The organism is Mycolicibacterium sp. MU0050 (assembly GCF_963378085.1).
In the GTDB taxonomy this organism is placed as follows: domain Bacteria; phylum Actinomycetota; class Actinomycetes; order Mycobacteriales; family Mycobacteriaceae; genus Mycobacterium; species Mycobacterium wendilense.
Genome location: NZ_OY726395.1, coordinates 3,630,430 through 3,654,221, shown reverse-complemented (window position 1 = coordinate 3,654,221; position 23,792 = coordinate 3,630,430). Strand labels below are relative to the sequence as shown.

General features: G+C 70.2%; 22 protein-coding genes and 2 pseudogenes. 10 read left to right on the top strand and 14 right to left on the bottom strand.

What is annotated here, in order from left to right:
* Positions 1-18 precede the first annotated feature (18 nt).
* Positions 19-1,521, top strand: coding sequence for a gamma-aminobutyraldehyde dehydrogenase (locus tag R2K23_RS17390; protein ID WP_316510804.1), 1,503 nt, complete (start codon positions 19-21; stop codon positions 1,519-1,521).
* Here R2K23_RS17390 and R2K23_RS17385 read toward each other — a convergent pair whose 3' ends face one another.
* Together R2K23_RS17385 and R2K23_RS17380 are read right to left on the bottom strand one after the other, a co-directional pair.
* Positions 1,522-2,382: a universal stress protein gene (locus R2K23_RS17385; RefSeq protein ID WP_316510803.1), complete on the bottom strand. Its 861-nt coding sequence runs from the start codon at positions 2,380-2,382 to the stop codon at positions 1,522-1,524.
* Between the two features lie 17 nt (positions 2,383-2,399).
* Complete coding sequence (locus R2K23_RS17380; protein WP_316510802.1) at positions 2,400-3,908, bottom strand: APC family permease; 1,509 nt, start codon at positions 3,906-3,908, stop codon at positions 2,400-2,402.
* A gap of 63 nt (positions 3,909-3,971) precedes the next feature.
* On the opposite strand from R2K23_RS17380, the gene R2K23_RS17375 reads away from it, so the two are divergent.
* A complete protein-coding gene (locus R2K23_RS17375; protein WP_316510801.1) occupies positions 3,972-4,913 on the top strand; it encodes a sigma-70 family RNA polymerase sigma factor in 942 nt (313 codons plus the stop codon).
* On the opposite strand, the pseudogene R2K23_RS17370 reads toward R2K23_RS17375, so the two are convergent.
* The 8 genes and pseudogenes from R2K23_RS17370 to sdhC all read right to left on the bottom strand — a co-directional run.
* Positions 4,876-5,481, bottom strand: a pseudogene (locus R2K23_RS17370) (carboxymuconolactone decarboxylase family protein); the annotation flags it as partial. The gene R2K23_RS17375 and the pseudogene R2K23_RS17370 overlap by 38 nt on opposite strands.
* Positions 5,482-5,555: 74 nt before the next feature.
* Positions 5,556-7,115 carry a PTS ascorbate transporter subunit IIC gene (locus tag R2K23_RS17365; protein WP_316510800.1) on the bottom strand — a complete coding sequence of 520 codons (1,560 nt, stop codon included), beginning with the start codon at positions 7,113-7,115 and terminating at the stop codon, positions 5,556-5,558.
* Positions 7,115-7,888: a PTS sugar transporter subunit IIAB gene (locus R2K23_RS17360; RefSeq protein ID WP_316510799.1), complete on the bottom strand. Its 774-nt coding sequence runs from the start codon at positions 7,886-7,888 to the stop codon at positions 7,115-7,117. The genes R2K23_RS17365 and R2K23_RS17360 overlap by 1 nt, the downstream gene beginning before the upstream one ends.
* 102 nt (positions 7,889-7,990) lie before the next feature.
* The gene (locus R2K23_RS17355; RefSeq protein ID WP_316510798.1) at positions 7,991-8,275 is read right to left on the bottom strand and encodes an endonuclease domain-containing protein; all 285 of its coding nucleotides are present in this window, start codon (positions 8,273-8,275) and stop codon (positions 7,991-7,993) included.
* A gap of 257 nt (positions 8,276-8,532) precedes the next feature.
* Positions 8,533-9,318, bottom strand: a complete 786-nt coding sequence (locus tag R2K23_RS17350) for a succinate dehydrogenase iron-sulfur subunit (RefSeq protein WP_316510797.1) — start codon at positions 9,316-9,318, stop codon at positions 8,533-8,535.
* 1 nt (position 9,319) lies between these two features.
* Positions 9,320-11,074: a succinate dehydrogenase flavoprotein subunit gene (gene sdhA, locus R2K23_RS17345; protein ID WP_316510796.1), complete on the bottom strand. Its 1,755-nt coding sequence runs from the start codon at positions 11,072-11,074 to the stop codon at positions 9,320-9,322.
* Between the two features lie 13 nt (positions 11,075-11,087).
* On the bottom strand, positions 11,088-11,552 hold the full coding sequence (locus R2K23_RS17340) for a succinate dehydrogenase hydrophobic membrane anchor subunit (protein WP_316510795.1): 465 nt from the start codon (positions 11,550-11,552) through the stop codon (positions 11,088-11,090).
* Positions 11,549-11,965: a succinate dehydrogenase, cytochrome b556 subunit gene (sdhC, locus tag R2K23_RS17335; RefSeq protein WP_316510794.1), complete on the bottom strand. Its 417-nt coding sequence runs from the start codon at positions 11,963-11,965 to the stop codon at positions 11,549-11,551. Before sdhC ends, R2K23_RS17340 begins: the two co-directional genes overlap by 4 nt.
* A 267-nt stretch (positions 11,966-12,232) precedes the next feature.
* Between sdhC and R2K23_RS17330 the strand changes: the two genes are divergently transcribed.
* Genes R2K23_RS17330 through R2K23_RS17320 form a run of 3 tightly spaced genes read left to right on the top strand, consistent with a single transcriptional unit; the run spans position 12,233 to position 15,064 of the window.
* Positions 12,233-12,631: a cytidine deaminase gene (locus R2K23_RS17330; protein ID WP_316510793.1), complete on the top strand. Its 399-nt coding sequence runs from the start codon at positions 12,233-12,235 to the stop codon at positions 12,629-12,631.
* A gap of 10 nt (positions 12,632-12,641) precedes the next feature.
* A complete protein-coding gene (locus tag R2K23_RS17325; protein WP_316517365.1) occupies positions 12,642-13,949 on the top strand; it encodes a thymidine phosphorylase in 1,308 nt (435 codons plus the stop codon).
* A gap of 26 nt (positions 13,950-13,975) precedes the next feature.
* Entirely contained in the window at positions 13,976-15,064 is a 1,089-nt protein-coding gene (locus R2K23_RS17320) for an adenosine deaminase (RefSeq protein ID WP_316510792.1), read from the top strand.
* Between the two features lie 45 nt (positions 15,065-15,109).
* On the opposite strand, the gene satS is transcribed toward R2K23_RS17320, so the two are convergent.
* Positions 15,110-16,366 carry a protein export chaperone SatS gene (gene satS, locus R2K23_RS17315; protein WP_316510791.1) on the bottom strand — a complete coding sequence of 419 codons (1,257 nt, stop codon included), beginning with the start codon at positions 16,364-16,366 and terminating at the stop codon, positions 15,110-15,112.
* 71 nt (positions 16,367-16,437) lie between these two features.
* Here satS and R2K23_RS17310 point away from each other — a divergent pair, with 71 nt between their 5' ends.
* Positions 16,438-16,836: a hypothetical protein gene (locus R2K23_RS17310; RefSeq protein ID WP_316510790.1), complete on the top strand. Its 399-nt coding sequence runs from the start codon at positions 16,438-16,440 to the stop codon at positions 16,834-16,836.
* An 11-nt stretch (positions 16,837-16,847) separates the two neighbouring features.
* Positions 16,848-17,471 (top strand): uracil phosphoribosyltransferase, encoded by a 624-nt coding sequence (gene upp / locus R2K23_RS17305; protein ID WP_316510789.1) that lies wholly within the window; start codon positions 16,848-16,850, stop codon positions 17,469-17,471.
* On the opposite strand, the gene R2K23_RS17300 is transcribed toward upp, so the two are convergent.
* Positions 17,468-19,108 carry a phospho-sugar mutase gene (locus R2K23_RS17300; RefSeq protein WP_396893627.1) on the bottom strand — a complete coding sequence of 547 codons (1,641 nt, stop codon included), beginning with the start codon at positions 19,106-19,108 and terminating at the stop codon, positions 17,468-17,470. The two genes, upp and R2K23_RS17300, sit on opposite strands and share 4 nt — an antisense overlap.
* Positions 19,003-19,437: pseudogene (locus tag R2K23_RS17295) on the bottom strand (MarR family winged helix-turn-helix transcriptional regulator); the annotation flags it as partial. The pseudogene R2K23_RS17295 and the gene R2K23_RS17300, both read right to left, overlap by 106 nt.
* An 80-nt stretch (positions 19,438-19,517) precedes the next feature.
* Between R2K23_RS17295 and R2K23_RS17290 the strand changes: the two are divergent.
* Positions 19,518-20,645 carry an AbrB family transcriptional regulator gene (locus tag R2K23_RS17290; protein WP_316517363.1) on the top strand — a complete coding sequence of 376 codons (1,128 nt, stop codon included), beginning with the start codon at positions 19,518-19,520 and terminating at the stop codon, positions 20,643-20,645.
* Here the strand turns inward: R2K23_RS17290 and R2K23_RS17285 are convergent.
* Positions 20,591-21,388 carry a purine-nucleoside phosphorylase gene (locus R2K23_RS17285; protein WP_316510787.1) on the bottom strand — a complete coding sequence of 266 codons (798 nt, stop codon included), beginning with the start codon at positions 21,386-21,388 and terminating at the stop codon, positions 20,591-20,593. The genes R2K23_RS17290 and R2K23_RS17285 overlap by 55 nt on opposite strands.
* A gap of 38 nt (positions 21,389-21,426) precedes the next feature.
* On the opposite strand from R2K23_RS17285, the gene R2K23_RS17280 reads away from it, so the two are divergent.
* The gene (locus tag R2K23_RS17280; protein ID WP_316510786.1) at positions 21,427-22,617 is read left to right on the top strand and encodes a M20 family metallopeptidase; all 1,191 of its coding nucleotides are present in this window, start codon (positions 21,427-21,429) and stop codon (positions 22,615-22,617) included.
* Positions 22,614-23,792 (top strand): M20 family metallopeptidase, encoded by a 1,179-nt coding sequence (locus R2K23_RS17275; RefSeq protein ID WP_316510785.1) that lies wholly within the window; start codon positions 22,614-22,616, stop codon positions 23,790-23,792. Before R2K23_RS17280 ends, R2K23_RS17275 begins: the two co-directional genes overlap by 4 nt.

The following is a 23,792-nucleotide window of genomic DNA, read 5'->3' as shown; positions in this document are numbered from 1 at the left end:
GTGGACTACCGTGTCGGCATGACCGCGACCGCATCCGACCGGGCCGCCACCGTGGCAGGCAGCTGGATCAACGGCACCGCCACCCGGACCGCCGGGCCGGCGCACCGCGTCGTCAACCCCGCCGACGGCAGCGTCGTCGCCGAACTGGCGCTGGCCACCCCGGCGACGGTGGACGCCGCGGTCGAGGCCGCGCGAGCCGCGCTGCGCGGCTGGGCCACAGCCGCCCCGGTCGACAGGTCCGCCGTGCTGGCCAAGCTCGCCGCGCTGATGGACGCCCACAGCGAGGTGTTCATCGCCGAGGAAGTGCGCCAGACCGGGAAACCGGTCCGACTGGCCACCGAGTTCGACCTGCCGGGCAGCATCGACAACGTCGCGTTCTTCGCCGGTGCGGCACGACGATTGGAGGGCAAGGCCACCGCCGAGTACTCCCCGGACCACACGTCGAGCATCCGGCGCGAGGCCGTCGGCGTCGTCGCGACCATCACGCCCTGGAACTACCCGCTGCAGATGGCGGTGTGGAAGGTCATCCCCGCGCTGGCCGCCGGCTGCACCGTGGTGATCAAGCCTGCCGAGCTGACCCCGCTGACCACGCTGACACTGGCCCGCCTGGCCGCCGAGGCCGGCCTGCCGGACGGCGTGCTCAACGTGGTCACCGGCGCGGGCGCCGACGTGGGCGCGGCGCTGGCCGGCCATCCCGGCGTCGACGTCGTCACGTTCACCGGGTCGACGGCGGTCGGCCGGCAGGTGATGGCGGCCGCGGCGGTCCACGGCCACCGCACCCAGCTCGAACTCGGCGGCAAGGCCCCGTTCGTGGTCTTCGCCGACGCCGACCTCGATGCCGCGGTGCAGGGAGCGGTCGCCGGCTCGCTGATCAACACCGGCCAGGACTGCACGGCCGCGACCAGGGCGATCGTCGCGGCCGACCTCTACGACGACTTCGTGGCCGGGGTCGCCGAGCTGATGGGCAAGGTGGTGGTCGGCGACCCGCAGGATCCCGACACCGACCTGGGCCCGCTCATCTCGACCGCCCACCGCGACAAGGTCGCCGCCATGGTGGCGCGGTCACCGGATCAGGGCGGCCGCATCGTCACCGGGGGCCGTGCCCTCGACGGGCCGGGTGCCTTCTACGCGCCGACGCTGATCGCCGATGTCGAGGAGGACTCCGAGGTCTACCGGGAGGAGATCTTCGGCCCCGTGTTGACGGTGCGGAGTTTCACCGACGACGACGATGCGCTGCGTCAGGCCAACGACACCCGGTACGGGCTGGCGGCCTCGGCCTGGACGCGGGACGTCTACCGTGCGCAGCGGGCGTCGCGGGAGATCAACGCCGGCTGCGTGTGGATCAACGACCACATCCCGATCATCAGCGAGATGCCGCACGGCGGTGTCGGGGCCTCCGGCTTCGGCAAGGACATGAGCGACTACTCGTTCGAGGAGTACCTGACCATCAAGCACGTGATGAGCGACATCACCGGCGTGGCGGAAAAGGACTGGCACCGCACCATTTTCAGGAAGCGCTGATCAGTCGCCGCGGGGGATGACGATCACCGGAGCGTCGGTCCCGGCCAGGATGCGCGCGGCCGTGGACCCCAGGAAGATCCGCCGGGGCGCAGCGAACCGGCTCGAGCCCACCACCAGGACGTCGGACTGCGTCCAGGTCAGCTTCTTCAACGCCGACTCCAGCGTCATGCCCTCGGCCACGCGGGATTCGATGTCGGCGGGCTTGGGCAGGGCGCGGGCGGCCACCTCGAGGTTCTCCTCGGCGGCGGCGATCTGCATTGCGCGCAACTCGGCGATGTTGTCCGCCTCGGCGAGATTCTCCGCCGACACCAGCGAGACCATGCGCATCGGCAGGCCCGCCGCCCCGGCGAGCCTGATCGCGAACGGCAACGGGTTGTCGTCGCCGGGTTTGGTGGGCACCGCGGCGGTGACCGCGGTCAGGGCCGGTGGCGGGTCCTCGGCGTAGCCGCGCGGGGCCAACGCGACCGGGATGGTCGAACTGTGCAGCAGCGCACTGGAAACCGGGCCGATGACGTGCCCGCCGAAGAACCCGTCGCGGGCGCCCCCGACGACGATCAGATCGGAACCGTGCTCCTCGGCGAAGCTCGACAGCGACTCGGCGAAGGACTCGCCCACGAGCACGTTGCCGGTGGCGGTGATGCCCGCGGCCGCCAACGTCGCCACCGCGGCGTCGACCCACCGGTTGCCGCGCCGGATGAGCAGGTCCTGGTACTGGGCCCGGCCCGGGCTGCCGTCGGGGAGTTCGTGGCGTACCACCAGCACCACGTCGACCTCGGCGCCGAATGTGCGTGCCAGCGCGACGGCCAGCGCCACCCCGTCGTCGCCGGTGGGGGTGGCCAGGTAGCCAACGGTCAGATGCATCGCACGCCTCCGCACTTTCAGTAGATGTCGGGCACCTTGACCGTGGTCTCGGGGGTCAGGGTCTCACCGCGGAAGAAGCGCTTGGTGCCGAACGCGAAGCACAGCAGCATCAGCGGAACTCCCAGCACCAGCATTCCGACGCCGAAGACGAACACCCCGCCGACGGGTCCGAAGGCGGTGTAGCCGTACTCCGGATCGACCATGTCGACCGCGCTCTGGAAGAACGCCCACACCATCGCGGTGCCGCCCAGGAACGGGAACACGCCGCGCATCAACAGGTTTCGCGCAGAATCCAGCAGGGTTCGGCGGAAGTACCAGACGCAGGCGAACGCGGTGATCATGTAGTAGAAGGCCACCGCCAGCCCCAGCGACGCGATCGAGTCGGCCAGCGCGTTCTGGCTGATGAAACTGAGCAGGAAGAAGAAGCCGAGCGCGGAGATGCCCATCACGACGGTGCCGAAGGTGGGCGTCATGTAGCGCGGGTGGACGAAGGAGAAGCGCTTCGGAATCGCCTCGTACACCGCCATCGACAGGGTGCCCCGCGCGGTCGGCAGAATGGTGGTCTGCGTCGAGGACAGCGCCGAGACGGACACCGTCAGCAGCAGCAGCGCCGCGGCGACCCCGCCGGCCACCGGCCCGCCGAGCACGGTGAGTACGTCGTCGACGTTGTCCTCGTTGCCCAGTCCGATCCCGGTGTCGCCGAAGCCGGCGAACGACTGGATGGCATACGCCACCAGCACGTAGGTCGCGACCAGGATCAGCGTCGTGATGATCGCGGCCCGCCCGGGGGTGTTCGCCGAATCCTTGGTCTCCTCGCCGACGGCCAGACACGCATCCCAGCCCCAATAGATGAAGATGCAGAGAATCACCGCGGCCGCAATGGAACTGGCGTCCAGCCCGGAGGGCCACAGCCAGCTCCACGACGGCAGCACCGCCTGCTCGCCGGCGGTGCCGCTGAACACCCGGACCAGGGCGATGACGCTCACCCCGATCAGGATCACGAACTGGATCACCATCAGGACGCTCTGAATGCGCTCCGAGAGCACGATGCCCCGCGCACTGACCACGGTCATCGCGATGATGAAGAAGGACCCCAGCAGCACCTTGGCGGTCAGCGACTCGGCCAGCGAGTCCAACCCGACGAACCGGAACAGGTAGATCGCCGCGATCTCGGCGACGTTGGCCAGCACGATGATCGCCGAGACGGCCAGACCCCAGCCGCCGATCCAACCGATCCACGGCCCGAATGCCTTGGTGCCCCAGGTGAACGTGGTGCCGCAGTCCGGGGTGTCGCGCGCCAGCTCGCGGTACGCGAACGCCACCATCAGCATCGGGATGAAGGCGAGGATGAACATCGAGGGCGCCTTGTCGCCGACCGCCAGCACGATGTAGCCGAGCGTCGCGGCGAGGCTGTAGGCCGGGGCGGTGGCCGCCAACCCGATGACGATGTTGCCCGTCAGGCCGAGCGCGTCGGCCTGCAGTCCCTTGTCCGAGCGGGGACGGGCCGGCGGCTCCGCGATTGCCATGCCCACGGATAGTACGGTCGCCGCGGGCTCATCGTCGGTGCAACGACGGAATAGGCTGGGCCCGTGAGCTCGATCGCGGAAGCCGCCGAATTCGAGGCGGTGCGACCCCATCTGCTTGCGGTGGCCTACCGGTTGACCGGCACGATCGCCGATGCCGAGGACATGGTGCAGGACGCGTGGCTGCGCCTGGAAGGGCTCGGGGACCGCCGACGCGAGATCGCGGATCTGCGCGCCTGGCTGACGACGGTGGTGAGCCGGCTGAGCCTGGACTGGCTGCGCTCGGCCGCGCACCGCAGGGAGAGCTACTTCGGCAGCTGGCTGCCCGAGCCCGTGGTGCTGGAATTCGGCGCCGACGAACCCCTGGCCGCGGTTGTCGCGGCCGAAGGTGCCCGGTATGCGGCAATGGTTGTGCTGGAACGCCTCTCACCGGATCAACGGGTCGCCTTCGTGTTGCACGACGGCTTCGGGGTGCCCTTCACCGAGATCGCCGAGGTGCTGGACACCACCGCGACCGCCGCGCGGCAGCTCGCCTCGCGGGCCCGCCGTGCGGTGGCCCACGCCCCGGCCCCGCCGTCGGACCCGCGCCACGACGAGGCCGTCGGCAAGCTGATGGCCGCGATCGCCGACGGCGACCTGGCCGCGGTGGTCGCGCAGCTGCATCCCGAGGTGCGCTTCACCGGCGATGCCAACCGCCGTGCGCCCACCGCCGCCCAGATCGTCGTGGGCCCCGACAAGGTGGCCCGGCTCCTGCTCGGCCTGGCCCGGCGCTATGGGCCGGGCTTCGTGACGACCCAGCGACTGGCGCTGGTCAACGGCGAGCTCGGGTCTTTCACGGCGGGCCAGTCCGCCGAATCCGGCTTCGCCCCGCTGTCACCGCGCATCGCGGCGATGACGGTCAAGGACGGAAAGGTCTGGGCGGTATGGGATATCGCCAACCCGGACAAGTTCGGCGGGTCGCCGCTGGGCGCTACGCCCAGGGCACCCGGCACGCGTCCCCGGAGTTGAAGCCCTGCTCGGTGATGCCGAGCGCGGCGTACATCCGGGCCCGCATGTTCTCCACCCCGATCTGATAGGTCAACTCGATCACCCCGTCGTCGCCGAACCGGCGGCGCAGGTCACCGACCTGCTCGTCGGTCACGGCGTGGGCGTCGGTGGTCATGGTGTCGGCGTAGGCGATGGCGGCGCGCTCGTCGTCGCTGAACAGGGGCGAGGTGGCGTAGTCGTCGATCGATCTCAGGCGGTCGACGTCGAGGCCGTCGAGGCGTTGCAGCATGGAGCCGAAGTCCACGCACCACGAGCAGCCGATCGCGCGGGCGGTCCAGAACACCGCGAGTTCGCGGACGCTGGTGGGTAGCTTCTTGGACCCGCCCTGCAGCAGCGACTCGTGCACGGCATTGGCGATCAGCAGGCGCGGGTGGTGCGCGACCACGGCGAACGGCTCGGGGACTGCACCGAACCGTCGCTTGGTGTAGCGGTACATCAGGCGGGTCAGCAGGCCGGTCTTGTGCGGGGGCAGGGCGGGAATACGGGTTTGGGTCATACCTTTCAGACGAGACTGCCCGCCGATGTGTGACACACCGGCGGCCAGACGCTCAGTCGAATAAGCAGAAGGCTCAATTGTTGCTGCGAAATGGTCGAATCCCGAGCTCAGGCCGGGGGCGGCGGGGGCGGCGGCGCGCCCGCCGGGGGAGCGATCTTCGGATAGCTGCGGCCGGCGGCCGTGGCCACCGCGTCGCCATCCGCGTCACCCGCGGACGGCGCCGGGCGGCCCGGGGAGGCGTCCCAGCCGGTGTCGACGAGACGCTTCTGCACCAGAATCGCCAACCCGAGCAGGATGATGCTGATCAGCAGCATCACCACCACGCCCCATACCGTGCCCAGCTTGGCGGCGTTGCCCATCAGGATTCCGTACCAACCGAAGTCGGTGTCGCCGAAGGTGGTGTTCTCCTCGCCGAGGGCGCCGAGGACCCCGACCAGGATGGCGGGCAGGAAGGTGATCAGCAGGCCGTTGACGAAGCCGCCGGCGATGGCGCCGCGCCGGCCACCGGTGGCGTTGCCGTAGACGCCGGCCGCGCCGCCGGTGAAGAAGTGCGGCACCAGACCAGGAAGCACCAGCACCCAACCGAAGGCGGGGCCCAACCAGACCGCAAGCGCGGCAAGGCCGATCAGCCCCGCGGTGAAGCTCGAGAGGAACCCGACGAGCACCGCGTTCTGCGCGTACGGGAACACGATGGGCGCGTCGAGGGCGGGCACCGCACCGGGCACCACCCGCTTGGCGATGCCCTGGAACGCGGGTACCAACTCACCGAGGATGGTGCGCACGCCGAACAGGATCACCGCCACGGCCACGCCGAAGCCGAGTCCCTCGGTGACGCCCATCATCAGGTAGTTGCCCACGTCGGTGGCCGCCCCGGCGCCGGTGTCGTCGGCGAATGCCGCGAATGCGGTGTCCTGCCCTTCCCGGGTCAGGTAGATCAGGGAGACCGCCAGATAGATCAGCACCATCGACAGCGCGGTGGTGACCATCGAATCGCGCAGGAAGCGCAGCGATTCGGGCAGCTTCAGGTCTTCGGTGGACCTGCTGTTCTTGCCGCCCACGAAGCGTCCCGTGATGCCGGCCGAGATGTAGCCCAGGGTGCCGAAGTGGCCGATGGCGATGCTGTTGTCACCGGTGATTCGCTTGGTCCAGGGCTGCGAGATCGCCGGCAGCGACACCAGGATGACGCCGAGCAGGATGCCGCCGAGGACCACGACCACCGTGGTGGAGTAGCCCGCGGTGGCCAGCACGATGGTCAACAGCGTTGCCATGAACAGCATGTGGTGACCGGTGAGGAACACGTAGTGCAGCGGCGTGAAGCGGGCCAGCAGCAGGCTGAAGCCGAAGCCCAGGATCATCAGCCAGGCCACCTGCGCGCCGAACTCGTTCTGGGCGATCCCGACGATCGCCTCGTTGGTGGGCACCACGCCCTGGCTGCCGGTGCTGCCCTGGATCATCACCCCCAGCGGCTCCAGCGACGCGATCACCAGCGCCGCGCCGGCGTTGAGCAACAGGAAGCCGAGGGTGGCTTTGAGCGCCCCGCCGACGACCTGCCCGACGTTCTTGCGCAGCGCGATCAAGCCGACGGCAGTGATGATGCCGATCAGGTAGGCGGGGACCGCCAGGATCTCGTTGACGACGAATTCGGCGACCGTGACCAGCCAGTCCATCACATCTCCTCGATGTCGTAGCTGTCGCGCAGGGCCGCGTCGACCTCGGTGGTGGAGCTGAAGTTCTCGATGACCTTGACCGGGATTCCCACATCGCCCAGCGTCTTGGCGATCTCACCGGAGGTCAGGATCAGGTCGGCGCCGGCGGCCTTGCCCTTCGCCGAGATGGTGTCGGTGGCCTCGACGGTGATGAAGCGGTCCCAGCGCCAGGTCTGCAACACCTGTTCGAGGGTGCTCTTCAGAAACAGGCTGGTGCCCAGGCCGTTTCCGCACACCGTGAGGATGAGGTTGGTGCCCTGCTTGGTCGCGGCGGGTGCCCGGTCGGTGCTGCCGCCGAGGGCCCGCAGCAGTTCGGCGGGTGTCGCCGCGGTGTCCAGCGCCGCGCGCCGGGCCGGGTCGCCGAGCACCTTGGCCAGTTCCGCCATGGCGGTGTTGTGGGCGCCCGCGTCGGTGGCCGCCAGCGCCACCACCAGCGTCACGGGGTCATTTGTCTTGTGCCCGAACTCCACTGGTGCGGCCAGCCGCACCCAGGACATCGCGGTGCGGTGCACCGCCTCGGACGGGCGGGCGTGCGCGAACGCGAATCCCGGCGCCACCACGATGTAGGGCCCGTTGGACTCGACGTTGTCGATCATCGAATCCGTGTAGGCGGACTCGGCGATACCGGCTCGTTCGAGCAGGCCGCCGGCGGCCCTGATGGCCTGCCGCCAGCCGTCGGCGGTCACGTCGAGGGCGATGCGGTCTTCGGACAGCAGTTCTGACAGGCCGGCCATGGGTGGACCGTAACGTGTTTTCCGGCCCAGCGTCCACGGAGGAACACATTTGCCGACTGAGAGTGTTCCTGGGTGGCCACCCGTGCGGAGGCAGGCGTCTGCTCACGCCGCGAGCCGGTGCAGCTGGGTGCTGATCCGGCGCACCGTCGTGTCGGGCCGGCCTCGCACGTCGTCGCAGACAACCGAGAGCACGGTCCAGCCGAGCTCCTGCAACGCCGCCCGCTTTTGCCGATCCCGACGCAGATGCTCGGTAGTGCTGTGAAAGTCGAAACCGTCATACTCGACGGCCACCTTGTGCTCGGGCCAAGCGAAATCGACGCGCCAGCAACGGCCGTCGCGGTCGATGATCTCGTACTGCAACACGGGTTCCGGCAGTCCGCCGTCCATGCGCCGACGATCTGGGCAAAGGTCGCCACGCGCTGCTGGGAAAGGAAGAGCTCGCGGAGTTCGGGCGGCACGCAGGCATCGTGTAGCGCCCTGGGCCGCGGTGGTATTCAGCCCTGTGGAAGGTTCCCGACGAGGTCCGGCCCTGTGGATGAATCTGGTGGCCACTGAGGAACACATTTCGGGCTGCGAAAGTGTTCCTCGGTGGCCACCAGCATTCTCGGGACGCCGGCCGGCAGGCCCGGCGTCACCTGCGGGGATCAGCGCGCGAACATCAGCGCGCGCTTGACCTCCTGGATCGCCTTGGTCACCTCGATACCGCGCGGGCAGGACTCCGTGCAGTTGAACGTGGTGCGGCAGCGCCACACCCCGTCGACCTCGTTGAGGATGTCGAGCCGTTCGGCGGCGGCCTCGTCGCGGGAGTCGAAGATGAACCGGTGGGCGTTGACGATCGCCGCCGGCCCGAAGTACGAACCCTCGCTCCAGAACACCGGGCAGCTCGTCGTGCAGCACGCGCACAGGATGCACTTGGTGGTGTCGTCGTAGCGGGCGCGGTCGGTCTGGCTCTGAATCCGTTCCCGGGTGGGCTCATTGCCGCTGGTGACCAGGAACGGCTTGACCGCGCGGTAGGCGTCGAAGAACGGCTCCATGTCCACCACGAGGTCCTTCTCCACGGGCAGACCGCGGATGGGCTCGATGGTGATGGTCAGCTGCTTGCCGGGCTTCTTCGGCAGCATGTCGCGCATCAGCACCTTGCAGGCCAACCGGTTGACGCCGTTGATCCGCATGGCATCCGAGCCGCACACGCCGTGCGCGCAGGACCGCCGGAAGGTCAGCGTGCCGTCGAGGTAGCTCTTGACGTAGGTGAGCAGGTTCAGCAGCCGGTCGGTGGGCAGACACGGCACGCGGAAACTCTGGAATCCCGCCGCATCCGGGTTCTCCGGGTTGAACCTGGCGATCTTCAACGTCACCATGACGGCTTCGTCGGGGATCGGCGGCAGCGGCGGATCGCCGGCTTCGGGCTTGTCGATCACGGGTGCACTCATGTCAGTACTTCCGTTCCATTGGCTCGTACCGGGTCTGGACCACGGGCTTGTAATCCAGCCGGATGTCCGAAAGTAGGTCGGTGCCTTCCTTGTAGGCCATGGTGTGACGCAGGTAGTTCGTGTCGTCACGGTTGGGGTAGTCCTCGCGGGCGTGGCCGCCGCGGGACTCCTTGCGGTTGAGCGCACCCACCACGGTCACCTCGGCGAGCTCCAGCAAAAAGCCCAGCTCGATGGCCTCGAGCAGGTCGCTGTTGTAGCGCTTGCCCTTGTCGTGCACCGTGATTCGCGAGTAACGCTCCTTGAGCGCGTGGATGTCGGTCAGCGCCTGCTTGAGGGTCTCCTCGGTCCGGAACACCGCGGCGTTGTTGTCCATCGACTGCTGCAGCGCACCCCGGATGTCGGCGACCCGCTCGTGGCCGTGGTCGCTCAGGATGTGCGACACCCAGCCGCTGACCATGGCCTCCGGCTCCGGCGGCAGGTCGACGAAGTCGTTGTTGGCGGCGTACTCGGCCGCGGCGATACCCGCGCGCCGGCCGAACACGTTGATGTCCAGCAGCGAGTTGGTGCCCAGCCGGTTGGCGCCGTGCACCGACACGCAGGCGCACTCGCCCGCGGCGTACAGCCCCGGGACGGTGTTGTTGTTGTCCCGCAGCACCTGTCCGGTGACGGTGGTGGGGATGCCGCCCATCACGTAGTGGCAGGTCGGGTAGACCGGTACCAGCTCCTTGACCGGGTCGACACCCAGGTAGGTGCGGGCGAATTCGGTGATATCCGGCAGCTTGGCCTCCAGCACCTCCTCGCCGAGGTGCCGCACGTCGATGTAGACGTAGTCCTTGTTCGGCCCGGCCCCGCGGCCCTCGAGCACCTCGAGCACCATGGAGCGCGCGACGATGTCACGCGGGGCCAGGTCGACGATGGTGGGGGCGTAGCGCTCCATGAACCGTTCGCCGTCGGCGTTGAGCAGGCGTCCGCCCTCGCCGCGCACCGCTTCCGAGATCAGGATGCCGAGACCGGCCAGGCCCGTCGGGTGGAACTGGTGGAATTCCATGTCCTCCAGCGGAAGTCCCTTGCGGAACACCACGGCCATACCGTCACCGGTCAGGGTGTGCGCGTTGGAGGTGGTCTTGTACATCCGCCCCGAGCCGCCGGTGGCGAAGACGATGGCCTTGGCGTGGAAGACGTGGATGTCACCGGTGGCCAGCTCGTAGGCGACGATCCCGGTGGCGACCGGGCCACCGGGGGTTTCGGTGAGGATCAGATCCAGCGCGTAGAACTCGTTGAAGAACTCGACGTCGTGCTTGACGCAGTTCTGGTACAGCGTCTGCAGGATCATGTGGCCGGTGCGGTCGGCGGCGTAGCAGGCGCGGCGCACGGGGGCCTTGCCGTGGTCACGGGTGTGCCCACCGAAGCGGCGCTGGTCGATGCGGCCCTCGGGGGTGCGGTTGAACGGCATCCCCATCTTCTCGAGGTCCAACACCGCGTCGATGGCCTCCTTGGCCATGATCTCGACGGCGTCCTGGTCGGCCAGGTAGTCACCGCCCTTGACGGTGTCGAAGGTGTGCCACTCCCAGTTGTCTTCCTCGACGTTGGCCAGCGCGGCGCACATGCCGCCCTGCGCGGCGCCGGTGTGGCTGCGCGTGGGGTACAGCTTGGTCAGCACGGCGGTCCGCACGCGCGGACCGGCCTCGACGGCGGCACGCATGCCGGCCCCGCCGGCACCGACGATGACGACGTCATAGCGATGCTCTTGAATCATGAAAACCTCACACTCAGGCGATGTTGGCGTCGAAGGTCAGCAGCACGTAGGTACCCAGTACCAGCGTGAAGATCATCGACAGTGCCAGCAACGCATTCAGCCAGAAACGGGTGGAGTCCTTGCGGGTGTAGTCGGCGATGATGGTGCGCATGCCGTTGCCGCCGTGCAACTGGGCCAGCCACAGCAGCAGCAGGTCCCAGGTCTGCCAGAACGGGGAGGCCCAGCGCTCCGCCACATAGTTGAAGTCGATCCGGTACACGCCGTCCTGCCACATCAGCATGATGAACAGGTGGCCCAGCGCCAGGAAGACCAGCGCGATACCGGAGAACCGCATGAACAGCCATGCGTACTTCTCGAAGTTCGGCATGCCGCCGGGGCGCCGCGGCGCGCGCGGGTTGTCCAGCGCGGCCGGCCGGTCGAAGCTCTTCTCCAGGACCGGGGCCACCGGCCGGACTCGGGGCTGCTCGACGCTGCTCACAGGAACCTCTCTGCCATATGCATGCCCAGTACCACCAGTGCCGGGACCATGACCACGAACCAGATGACGCCGACCGCCGCGAGCATCTTGCGCTGATGCCGCGGACCCTCGGCCCAGAAGTCGACCGCGATCACGCGCAACCCGTTCAGCGCGTGGAACAGCACCGCGGCCACCAGCCCGACCTCCATCAGCCCGACGAGCGGGGTCTTGTAGGTCTCGATGACTTCGTTGTAGGCCTGCGGGCTGACGCGGACCAGTGCAGTGTCGAGCACGTGCACGAACAAGAAGAAGAAAATGGTTGCCCCGGTGATGCGGTGCAGGACCCAGGACCACATGCCTGGGTCTCCCCGGTACAGGGTGCGACGTCGCGGCCGGTCAGTGTGCGCCGGCTCGGCTTGTGCCGCTGTCGTCATCAGCGCCTCCAACGCCTTGGGTGGACGCCGGGGCTTCTCGGCAACCCCGGCGTGGCGGTGTCTCGAATGTCGCTCGTTCCTACTGTGAACCTCGAGGAACCTCGAGCGAGACCGTCGGATGGACTCTAATCCCATTCTCAGTAACGACCGAATTGCCGTCGACACGGAAACGGCCGTTATCAGCGAAAAGTTAGGGTGCCCTAAATGATTGGGCGCGCCGGAAGTGGGTCGCAGGAATGTATTCAAACCCGAGTCGGAGGTGTGGTCATGCAACGTGACGTGGACTGGAAAGCGCTGCGTAACAAGGCTATTGAGGTCAGTAGGCACGCTTACGCGCCCTACTCGGGCTTCCCGGTGGGCGCCGCCGCGCTGGTCGACGATCATCGGATCGTCACCGGATGCAATGTGGAGAATGTCTCATATGGCCTAGGTCTCTGTGCCGAGTGCGCTGTGGTCTGCGCCCTGCATGCCGGCGGTGGCGGGCGACTGGTGGCGCTGGCGTGCGTCGGCCCCGACGGCGAGGTGTTGATGCCCTGCGGCCGCTGCCGGCAGGTGCTGCTCGAACACGGCGGGCCCGAACTGCTGATCGACCACCCGAGCGGGGCGCGACCGCTGCGCGAGTTGCTGCCCGACGCCTTCGGGCCGCAGGACCTCGAGCGTCGCTAGGCTCTCGGCCATCGACACGACGACACCGGAACCCTTCGACGCCCCCACGGTCATCGCGATCAAGCGCGACGGCGGGGTGCTCTCCGATGCCCAGATCGACTGGGTGATCGACGGCTACACCCACGGCCGGGTCGCCGACGAACAGATGGCGGCCCTGCTGATGGCGATCTACCTGCGCGGGATGGCGCCGGGGGAGATCGCCCGGTGGACCGCGGCCATGGTGGAGTCCGGTCAGCGGTTCGACTTCACCGATCTGCGTCGCGACGGCAAGCCGCTGGCGCTGGTCGACAAGCACTCCACCGGCGGGGTCGGGGACAAGATCACCATCCCGCTGTTGCCGGTCGTGATGGCCTGCGGCGGGTCGGTGCCCCAGGCCGCGGGCCGTGGCCTGGGCCACACCGGCGGCACCCTGGACAAGCTCGAGGCCATCCGGGGCTTCACCGCCGAGCTGTCCAAAGACCAGATCCGGCAGCAACTTTGCGACGTCGGCGCGGCTGTCTTCGCCGCGGGCGAGCTGGCCCCGGCCGACCGCAAGATCTACGCGCTGCGCGACATCACCGGCACCGTCGAGTCGCTGCCGCTGATCGCCAGCTCGGTGATGAGCAAGAAGCTGGCCGAGGGCGCGCGGGCGCTGGTGCTCGACGTCAAGGTGGGCCGCGGCGCCTTCCTCAAGACCGAGACCGAGTCGCGTGCGCTGGCCCAGACCATGGTGGACCTCGGGGCCGCCCACGGCGTGCCGACCCGCGCGCTGCTCACCGACATGAACCGTCCGCTGGGTCGCGCCGTCGGCAACGCCGTCGAGGTGGCCGAATCGCTGGAGGTGCTCGCCGGCGGCGGACCGGACGACGTGGTCGCCCTGACGCTGGCCCTGGCCACCGAGATGCTGGCGGCCGCCGGTATCGACGGCGTCGATCCCGCCGAGACCCTGCGGGACGGCTCGGCGATGGACCGGTTCCGGCGGCTGGTCGCCGCCCAGGGCGGCGACCTGAGCGTCGAGTTGCCCACCGGCGCCGCCGTCGAGACCGTCACCGCCGACCGCGGCGGCGTGATGGGCGACATCGACGCCATGGGGGTGGCGATGGCGGCCTGGCGCCTGGGCGCCGGGCGCGCGCGTCCCGGGGACCCGGTGCAGGCCGGCGCCGGGGTGCGGATCCATCGTCGGCCCGGGGAGCCGGTGACCGCCGGCGAGACCCTGTTCACGCTGTACACCGACACCCCGGAGCGGCTTCGGCCCGCCCTGGCCGAGCTCGACGGCGCCTGGTCGGTGGGCGACGGCGCGCCGCCGCAGTTGCCGCTGCTGATCGATCGCCTCGGCTGACGTCCCGCATCCCGGATGATGGGGGTATGAGTACGCCGCTGAGTCTGGACCGGATCCAGCACGCCCCCAAGGCCCTGCTCCACGACCACCTCGACGGGGGGTTACGTCCCGCCACCGTCCTCGAACTGGCCGACCGGTACGGCTACGACGACCTACCGGCGACCGAACTCGACGCGCTGACCGAGTTCTTCCGCACCGCGGCGCACAGCGGATCCCTGGTCCGCTACCTCGAACCCTTCGCGCACACGGTCGGGGTGATGCAGACCGCCGAGGCGCTACACCGGGTCGCCTACGAATGCGTGGAGGACCTGGCCGCCGACAACGTGGTCTACGCCGAGGTCCGGTTCGCCCCCGAACTGCACATCGAGGGCGGGCTCTCGCTGGACGCGGTGGTCGACGCGGTGCTGGCCGGATTCGTCGACGGCGAGCGGGCCGCGGCCCGCACCGGCCGGACGATCACCGTGCGCTGCCTGGTCACCGCCATGCGCCACGCGGCGCGCTCCCGTGAGATCGCCGAGCTGGCCATCCGGTTCCGGGACCGGGGCGTGGTGGGCTTCGACATCGCCGGCGCGGAGGCGGGTTATCCGCCGACGCGGCACCTCGACGCGTTCGAGTACATGCGAAGCAACAACGCGCGCTTCACGATTCACGCCGGTGAGGCGTTCGGGCTGCCGTCCATCCACGAGGCCATCGCGTTCTGCGGCGCCGACCGGCTGGGGCACGGCGTCCGCATCGTCGACGACATCACCATCGGCGAGGACGGCACTGCGAAGCTGGGCCGGCTGGCCTCGATCCTGCGCGACAAGCGCATCCCGCTGGAGATGTGCCCGTCGTCGAACGTGCAGACCGGTGCGGCCCCCTCGATCGCCGAGCACCCGTTCGACAAGCTGGCGCGGCTGCGGTTCCGGGTCACGGTCAACACCGACAACCGGCTGATGAGCGACACCACCATGAGCCACGAGATGAGCAAGCTCGTCGAGGCGTTCGGCTACGGCTGGAGCGATCTGGAGCGGTTCACCATCAACGCGATGAAATCGGCGTTCATCCCGTTCCCCGAGCGCCTCGCCATCATCGACGACATCATCAAGCCGCGCTACGCCGTCCTCGTCGGGTGATGTCGGTGCGCTCAGTAGCGCGCAGCGCAGCCCAGCGCACCGAGATCACTCGCTGCGCAGGCGGGATTCGACGAAGCGTTCCAGCCGCTCGAACTGCGTGACGGCCTCGGCGAAGGAGCCCGTGGGCTTGCGGCCGGTGCCGTCGAGGACGTAGTCGACGTAGCGGCCCAGCGGCGCATCGGGGGCCAGCGCCTTGTCGACGGTGTCCTCCTCCGAGTAGTCGCCGAGGTCGCGCAGGAACTCCACCGCCAACTCCAGCTGATCGCGGTCGACGGCGTCGGGCCCGTCGGCGATGTCGTCGGCCAGCTCGGTGAGCACGTAGACGTTGTCGTCGGTGATGTCGATGTCCAGCGAGCCGTCGGTGGCCGCGGTGCGGATGTCGTCGTAGGTGCTCAGGTCCGAGAGGTCGTGGTCGTGCTCGTCGGCCAGATAGCGGGCCAGGGCGCGCTCGGAGCCGAACACGCTGACCCGGCCGTTGCGGCCCAGGAAGATCGGCCGGTCGTCGAAGTAGCAGCGCAGCGTGTAGAACGTGCCGCCGCTGGTCATCACCCGGATCGGGTCGATGCCCACCTTGGCCCAGAAGTCGTCGTCGTCACCGAGCACCACGGTGTCGCCGACGGCGCGCTGCGCGGGCTCCTCGCGCTCGGCGTCGTCGGCGGCCTCCAGCGCGCCGTCGTCGGCGAGATCGTCCTCGTCCGGCGGCGCGGGCTCGGCCAGCTCCTTGGCGGCCTTGGCCGCCAGCGTGGCGTCGACGTCGGGTGTGGTGATGATCTCGTCGATCGCGGCGATGATCTTGTCCCAGCTGCGCCCCACGATCGCGGCGATATTGGCCCAGCGCTTGAGCCCGGCCTTGCCGGAGAACTCCGCGGCGCCGCCGTTGACCGCCGCCAACGTCGGGTTGCCGTTGAAAAACTTGGTGACAGTGGGCAGTTCGCACACCGAGCCCAGCGACGACACCACCGCCAAGGTGCGGGCCAGCGAGTTGACGCTGTCCTCGGTGGGCTTCTCGGCGAGCAGTTCCTCGACCGTGATCAGATCGAAGCGCCGGTCCTCGGCCGGGTCCAACCGGTGCGCGTTGGCCTCGGTGACCTTGTCCCACGCGGGGTGGTCGGACAGGTCGTTGTCCGCGCCGCTGCGGACGAACGCCACCAGATCGGCCACGCTGGCGAATCCGTAGAGGTCCTCACCCTCGCCGAGGAACGCCTCCCATTCGTCTCCGCCCTCGCGCCAGCGCGGGGCCCAGAGGGTGTAAAGGTCGCCCGCGGTCACGCCGAGGCGGATCGGCACAAGGTCAGCAGCCATGCGGCACAGAATAACGACGCCACTGCGCCGCCGGTCGGGCCCTATGCCAAACGTGCGGCCACAATGAACGGATGCAGACCCCCAATCCCCGCCGAATCGCGCTGCTCGGCGTGGTCGTCGCCGCGCTGGCCGCGGTGGCGGTGCTGCGTCCCGCGCTGGAGGCGTTCGGCTACGGCCAGCTGAACTGGGCCGGTGTCGCCTATGCCGCCATCCCCTGGGCGCTGTTGTGGGTCAGCGGGTATCGGCACTACGGCCCGGTGCTGGCCGGCGTGCTCGCGACGGTGATCACCGGCCTGGCGGTGCTCGCCGCCGGGGTGCTGTTCGTGCTGGCGTTGGGGTTGTCGCTGAGCGGGTCGGGATCCGGCGCGGTGTTCCTGGCGCTGCTGTGGGTGGCGCCGCCGGCGATCATCCTGGTGTTGGGGCTGGTGTCGGCGTGGTTTGTGCGCCGCCGGCCCCGTGCCGCGGATTAGGGTGCTGCGTTATGCAGGTTCGCGTCGTCGATCACCCGTTGGCCGCCGCCCGGCTGACCACGCTGCGCGACGAGCGCACCGGCAACGCCGGGTTCCGCGCCGCGCTGCGCGACCTGACGCTGATGCTGGTCTACGAGGCCACCCGCGACGTGGGTTGCGTCGAGGTCGCCGTGCAGACCCCGGTGGCGCCCACCACGGGGTGCCGGCTGGCCGAACCGCCGCTGCTGGTGCCGGTGCTGCGGGCCGGGCTGGGGATGGTGGACCAGGCGCACGCGCTGATCCCGGAGGCCCGGGTGGGCTTCGTGGGGATGGCGCGCGACGAGGAGACCTTCCAGCCGACGACCTACCTGGAGTCGTTGCCCCGCGATCTGCACACCCAGCCGGTGATGGTGCTCGACCCGATGTTGGCCACCGGCGGATCGATGGTGCACACCTTGGCGGCGTTGCGGACCCGCGGCGCCACCGACATCACCGTGGTGTGCGTGGTGGCCGCCCCGGAGGGGCTGGCCGCGGTCGAGGCAGCCGCCCCGGACGTCCGGTTGTTCACCGCCGCCATCGACGACGGACTCAACGAGGTCGCCTACATCGTCCCCGGACTCGGTGACGCCGGCGATCGGCAGTTCGGACCCCGCTAACCGGACAGCAGCCGGTCCCCGAGTTGCCGGGCCGCGCCGACCAATTCGTCGCACAGCGCCTCGGCCGCGGCGCGCGCGGGCGCAACCGGCGTCTCGGGTGCTCGGCTGACCGCGAGATAGAACTTGAGCTTCGGTTCGGTGCCCGAGGGCCGCACGACCATGCGCACCGATGCATCGGCGCGGTTGGCGGCGATGATCAACGCGTCGGTGCCGTCGGGACCCGGCCGCTGCTGCAGATCCTCGACCACGGCGGGCGCACCGGCCAGCGTGGCCGGTGGTGCGGCGCGCAGCGCGGCCAGCGCCGCCGCGGCGTCGTCGGCGCGCACGGTCACCGCCGAGGTCAGATGCACCCCGTGGCGGCCGGCGATGTCGTCGAGCACGTCGAGCGCCGTGCGCCGGGCCGCCTTGAGGGTGGCCACCAGGTCGCAGGCCAGCACCGCGGCGCTGATGCCGTCCTTGTCCCGGACCGCCGCGGGATCCACGCAGTGCCCGATCGCCTCTTCGTACGCATACACCAGCGTCTTGCCGGGCAGGTCGGCGTCGGCGCGGGCCAGCCACTTGAACCCGGTGAGCGTCTCGACGTGGGTGGCGCCGTACTCGGCGGCGATCGCCGCCAGCAGCCGCGAGGACACCACGGTGCTGGCCACCACGCTGCGCTCGGCGGCCTCCGGCGCCAGCCCGGCCAGCACGTGATCGCCGAGCAGCCACCCGGTCTCGTCGCCGGAGAGCATCCGCCAGCCGGCGGGCGTGGTGACACCCACCGCGCAGCGGTCCGCGTCGGGGTCCAGCGCGATCGCCAGGTCGGCGCCCACCTCGGCCGCGAGCGCCAGCACCGCGTCGGCGGCGCCCGGTTCCTCGGGGTTGGGGAACGCGACGGTCGGGAAGTCGGGATCGGGCTCGAATTGCTCGGGCACCACGTGGACGTCGTCGAAGCCCGCCCGGCGCAGGACGGCCAGCGCGGTGGCGCCCCCCACGCCGTGCATCGCCGTCAGTGCCACCCGCACCGGGTGCTCGCCCCGCCGCACCGTCGCGGCCCGCGCGATGTAGCGCTGGATCAGCTCGGTGTCCGCCGGCAGCACGGGCGTGCGCGCGATGTCGGCGACCGGCGGGGCCGCCGCGATGGCCGCCTCGATCTCGACGTCGGTGGGGGAGACGATCTGAATCCCGCCGTCGAAGTAGACCTTGTAGCCGTTGTCCCCGGCCGGGTTGTGCGACGCCGTGATCTGCACGCCCGCGGCGGCATTCAGCTCGCGCACGGCGAAAGCAAGCACCGGGGTGGGCAGTGGATCCGGCAGCAACACCACCGAAAACCCCTCGGCGGCAAGTACTTCGGCGGTGGCCAGGGCGAAGTCGGCGGAGTTGTGGCGGGCGTCGCGGCCCACCACGACCGTCGATCTGCCCAGGCGCCGATCCTTGAGGACCCTGGCCACGGCCCACGTCGCGGTGCTGACCGTGGCGATGTTCATGCCGTCGGGACCCGGGCGCATGGGGCCGCGCAATCCCGCGGTACCGAACCTCAGCATGGGCCCGATTGTGCCCGCTCGGCGTCGGCGAGCTTGCGCAAGATCGGCGAGACGAGCATCAGCAGGCTGGTCTCCAGGTCGGAGAGATGTTCCGACATCACGCCGTGCAGCCAGCGGTCGCGCTGGGCGCGGTCGTCCGCGAGGAACCGGCGGCCAAGCTCGGTGAGCTCGAGAAGTTGACGACGACGGTCGTGGGGATCCGGCCGCCGCGAGACCAGGCCGGCGCTCTCGAGGTCGTTGATGGTGTCGGTCAGCGACTGGGCCCGCACCTGCAGGCGTGCGCCGAGCGCGGCCGGGGTAATCACGGTGCTACGGCTGATCTCGCCCAGCACCTCGATCTGCGACAGGGTCAGCCCCCCGGCGCGGCGGTGGCGGCGCATCTGCCGGGCCAGGGCCATCACCGACTCGCGCAGTTCGGTCGCCTCGGTGGCGTCAGTGCTCATATGCAAAGTTATACCTTCGAAATTCACAGAATTTAACCAATTCAACCGCACAGAAAACAAGGGCATACTTGGTAATCGTGATGGTGAGGGAGCGTGGGCGGTCGGTGGTGCGCTGGCTGGTGCTCGTCGCTGTCACCACCGCGGCCAGCGTGGTGCTGAACCGGGTCGGGGTGCCGTCGGCGGCCTTGTTCGCCGCCTTGGTGGTGGGCATCGTCCTGGCGCTGGCCTCCTTCGCGCCCGCCGGGGTGCCGCGCCGTGGCGGGCTGGCCGCCCAGGCCGTCCTCGGCGTCTACATCGGCACCATGGTGACCTCGGACTCCCTGTCCGCACTTGGCGCGCACTGGCCGATCGTCGTCGGCGTGGTGGTCGCCACGCTGGTGATCAGCCTCGCCGCGGGCGCGCTGCTGGGGTTGCACCGCGACGTCAGTCCGCTGACCGGGGCGCTGGCCCTGGTGGCCGGGGGCGCCTCGGGCCTGGTGGCCATCGCCCGAGAACTCGGCGGCGACGACCGGGTGGTGGCGGTGGTGCAGTACCTGCGCGTCGGCCTCATCACCGCGTCCATGCCGGTCGTCGTGACGGTGATCTTCGTGGCCGACCGCTCGCAACCGGCGTCGCTGCCCGAGCAGGCCCGCGCGGCGCCGTGGTACCTGAGCCTCGCGATGGTGGCCGTCATCGCGGTGGTCGGCGTCGTGGCGGGCCGCTGGGCACGGTTGCCCGGGGCGGGTCTGCTGGGTCCGATGGCGGTGACGGTGTGCCTGGAGGTCGCGGGCTGGTCGCTGGGCCTGGCGGTGCCGATGGTTTTGGTCCAGGTGGCCTACGCGCTGGTCGGCTGGCAGGCCGGCCTGGCCTTCACCCAGGAGGCGCTGCGCGCCGTCGGCCGCACGCTGCCGTTGGCGTTGGCGTTGATCGTGGCGCTCGGGGTGGCCACCGCCGGCCTGGGTCTGCTGCTGGCGCGAGTCACCGGGCTGAGCCCGCTGGAGGGGTACCTGGCGACCAGCCCGGGCGGGGTCTACGCGGTCCTGGCGACGGCGGTCGAGACCGGTTCCGACGTCACGTTCATCGTCGCCGCGCAGGTGCTGCGCATCCTGGCGATGCTGTTCGCGGCCCCGCTACTGGCGCGCGGCATCGTGGCGTTGGGCCGGCGCTTCGGCCGTCAGAGCCGCGCGACGACGGCGGCCAGCAGGGCACCCATCGCCGCCGCGGACTGACGCCCCGCCTCGAGCACCTCGGCGTGGCTCAGCGGCGCACCGGTCATCCCGGCGGCCAGGTTGGTCACCAGCGACAGCGCCAACACCTGCGCGCCGGCGGCGCGCGCGGCGATGGTCTCATGCACCGTGGACATGCCCACCAGGTCGGCGCCCAGGGTGCGCAGCATCCGGATCTCGGCGGGGGTCTCGTAGTGCGGGCCGGGCAGCCCGGCGTACACGCCCTCGGTCAGCGTCGGGTCGATCTGTTTGGCCAGCGCCCGCAGGCGCGGCGAGTACGCGTCGACCAGATCGACGAACTGCGCGCCCACCAGCGGCGAGCGGGCGGTCAGGTTGAGGTGGTCGCTGATCAGCACCGGCTGACCCACCGAGAAGTCCGCGCGCAGCCCGCCGGCGGCGTTGGTCAGCACCACGGTGTCGACGCCGGCCGCGCAGGCCGCGCGCACCGGATGCACCACATGCTGCAGGTCGTGACCCTCGTAGGCGTGGATGCGACCCAGCATCACCAGCACCCGGCGGTCACCGACCCGCACCGAGAGGACCTGGCCGCGGTGGCCCGCGGCGCTCGGCGGGGTGAAACCGGGCAGCTCCGACATCGGCAGGGTGGCGGTGGGCTCGCCCAGGGTCTGTGCCGCGGCGGCCCAGCCGGAGCCGAGCACCACCGCGACGTCGTGCCGATCGACTCCGGTGCGGTGCGCGATCGCGGCGGCGGCCTCGGACACCGATGGAACGGGATCGACGGTCACGAGGGATCACCCTAATCCGCCAGTGCGATACTGCAACGATGCCCAGTGTCTCCTCATCGGCGTGCGCCGACGTCGTCGAAGACACCGTCGGGCGGCACCGCAACGATCTGATCGAGCTGTCGCACGACATCCACGCCGAACCCGAACTGGCCTTCGAGGAGCACCGCAGCTGCGCCAAAACCCAGGCGTTGGCGGCCGAACGGGGCTTCGAGGTGACACCCGGCGCGGGCGGCCTGCCGACCGCCTTCCGCGCGTCGTTCGGCAGCGGGCCCCTGACTGTCGGGGTGTGCGCTGAATACGACGCGCTGCCGGAGATCGGCCACGCCTGCGGGCACAACATCATTGCCGCGGCCGCCGTCGGCGCCGCGCTCGCGCTGGCCGAGGTGGCCGACGAGTTGGGTCTGACCGTCGTGTTGATCGGCACGCCGGCCGAGGAGGCCGGCGGCGGCAAGGTCCTGATGCTGGAAGCCGGGGTGTTCGACGACCTGGCCGCGGCGGTCATGATCCACCCCGGTCCGCTCGACATCGCCGCGGCGCGGTCGCTGGCGCTGGCTGAGGTGACCGCGACCTATACCGGGCGCGAGGCGCATGCGGCGGTGGCGCCGTTTCTGGGGGTCAACGCCGCCGACGCGGTCACCGTCGCGCAGGTCGCGATCGGGCTGGCCCGGCAACACCTGCTGCCCGGCCAGATGCTGCACGGCATCGTGACCGACGGGGGACAGGCGCCCAACATCGTGCCCGGCCGCGCCGCGCTGCGTTACACCCTGCGCGCCAACGACACCGAGGCGCTGCGTGACCTGGAGGACAAGGTGGCCGGATGTTTTCTGGCCGGCGCCGTCGGCACCGGGTGCGAGTACGACGTCACCCCGGTCTCCCCGGTGTATCGGGAACTGCGTCCCGACCGCTGGCTGGCCGACGCGTTCCGGGCCGAGATGCGGCGGGCCGGGCGCAACCCGGTGCCCGCCGACGTCGAGGCCGCGTTCCCGTTGGGCAGCACCGACATGGGCAACGTCACCCAGCTGTTGCCGGGCATCCACCCCATCGTCGGCGTCGAGGCCGGCGGCGCGTCCGTGCATCAGCCCGCGTTCGCGGCGGCGGCGGCGAGCCCCAGCGGCGACCGGGCGGTGATCGACGGGGCGGTGCTGTTGGCGCGTACCGTCGTCGAACTCGCCGAGACCCCGCTGCAGCGCGACCGGGTACTCGAGTTGCGGGAGAGGCGGGTGGCATGACCGCACCGACTGTCGCCGACGTCGCCGAGTCCTGGTTGGCCGCCAACTTCGACGACCTGGTCGAATGGCGTCGGCACCTGCATCGGCATCCCGAGCTGGGCCGCCAGGAGTTCGAAACCACACAGTTCGTCGCCGAGCGACTGGCCAACGCCGGCCTGAACCCCAAGGTCCTGCCGGGCGGCACCGGGCTGACCTGCGACATCGGCCCGGAGCACCGACCGCGCATCGCGTTGCGCGCCGACATGGATGCGCTGCCGATGGCCGAGCGCACCGGTGCCGTCTACTCGTCGGTGGTGCCGAACGTCGCGCACGCCTGCGGTCACGACGGGCACACCGCGATCCTGCTGGGCACCGGGCTGGCGCTGGCCGCCGCACCCGAGCTGCCGGTCGGTGTGCGGCTGCTCTTCCAGGCCGCCGAGGAGCTGATGCCGGGCGGCGCCATCGACGCGATCGCCGCCGGCGCCTTGACGGGGGTGTCGCGCATCTTCGCGCTGCACTGCGATCCGCGGCTGGCGGTCGGCCGGGTGGCGACCACGCCGGGGCCCATCACCTCGGCGGCGGATTCGATCGAGATCACCCTGCACTCACCGGGCGGGCACACCTCCCGGCCGCACCTGACCGGCGACCTGGTCTACGGGCTCGGCACGCTGATCACCGGCCTGCCCGGGGTGTTGTCGCGCCGCGTCGACCCGCGGCACAGCACGGTGATGGTGTGGGGCGCGGTCAAGTCCGGCGTGGCCGCGAACGCGATTCCGCAGACCGGGACGCTGGCCGGCACCGTGCGCACCGCCAGCCGGGAGACCTGGCTGGAACTGGAAGACCTGGTCGCCGAGACGGTGTCGGGGCTGTTGGCGCCGCTGGGCATCGAGCACACCCTGCAGTACCGCCGCGGCGTTCCGCCGGTGGTCAACGAGGAGGTCTCGACGCGGATCCTCACCCATTCGATCGAGGCCCTGGGCCCGGACACGCTCGCCGACACCCGGCAATCCGGCGGCGGCGAGGACTTCTCCTGGTACCTGGAGGAGATCCCGGGCGCCATGGCGCGGTTGGGGGTCTGGAGCGGCAGCGGCCCGCAGGTGGACCTGCACCAGCCCAACTTCGACCTCGACGAGCGGGCGCTGGCCGTGGGGGTGCGCGTGATGGCCAATCTGGTGGACCACAGCGCGGCGTTCTAG